Annotated in this window: 1 protein-coding gene; it reads right to left on the minus strand. The window is 57.6% G+C overall.

Annotation, left to right across the window (positions count from 1 at the left end):
* Positions 1-26: 26 nt before the first annotated feature.
* Positions 27-860, minus strand: a complete 834-nt coding sequence (locus AArcSt11_RS16855) for an IS5 family transposase (RefSeq protein WP_250598873.1) — start codon at positions 858-860, stop codon at positions 27-29.
* Positions 861-938 lie beyond the last annotated feature (78 nt).

Consider the following 938-nt stretch of genomic DNA (forward strand, 5'->3'; position numbering starts at 1 on the left):
GGCTTTGGTGAATCGCCATACGTGAGTTAATTCGGGTGGGTGACGGCTCGTTTGATGTTGTAGACCGAACACATCAGAACAATCTCACGGAATTCTCGGTACCACGCTCGGGCACGCACGGCGTGGCCGAGCGTGCGCTTGATCGTGGAAAATACTGTTTCTGAGAGTGCTCGTTGGCCATAGGCGGCCGCATCGATCCGCGCGTTGTGCGCGTGATCGATGGGGCGGAACTCACGATGTTTGATCAGCGGTCTCACGCCTTCTTCGCGTAATTTCTCGCGTAACTCCTGCCAGTCGTAGCCTTTGTCTGCAGCGAGGCTGTGCAGGTCGCCCGCGTTGCGGAGGGCGACCTGCCAGCCAATCTGCGTGTCGTGGCGTTTCTCGGTCGTACAGTGCACGTCCAGCACAGCTTGGGAGTCTGTGTCCACGAGCGCGGTTGTTTTCAGCGTCTGGACACGATAGTTGGTGCGGCGGCAGTAGTGTTTGCTGGCGTTCTCGCGGTCGAAATACGTCGAATCGATGGCGGCCTCACCTGATGGCTCGTGCTCCTGCGCAGACAGGCGCAGGAGCACTCGCCAGACCGCCATCGTGATTCTATCAAACCACTTGACTAACGTCGAGTGATCGGGTAATTCGTCCGGTTCAAGCCCTATCTCGTCCAAAATATGTGGCATCTCGCTCAACCAGTCTAGTGCTTCGCGGTAGGATTGTTCGAGATACACCCGCAGACAGTGCAAGGAAACGACGGCGTAGTCGGCGAAGCCCCCACCCCCTTCGGGGGCGGCGACTTCGCCTCGGCCACCAACAGCATTTTTTGCCAAGGTCACTACTCTCTGCGTGAAGCGGGAAATCTTCGACATTGGACAATCGCGGTTTCCCGCTTCAACTTCCTAGTTCTGACGGTTCGTTCCGGTGCTGTCTAGTGATTCACCAGAGCC

The sequence above is a fragment of the Natranaeroarchaeum aerophilus genome, assembly GCF_023638055.1.
Classification (GTDB): domain Archaea; phylum Halobacteriota; class Halobacteria; order Halobacteriales; family Natronoarchaeaceae; genus Natranaeroarchaeum; species Natranaeroarchaeum aerophilum.

Coding starts and splice junctions, on each gene's coding strand:
- AArcSt11_RS16855 (WP_250598873.1), bottom strand. CDS start 860: ATGTCGAAGATTTCCCGCTTCACGCAGAGAGTAGTGACCTTGGCAAAA.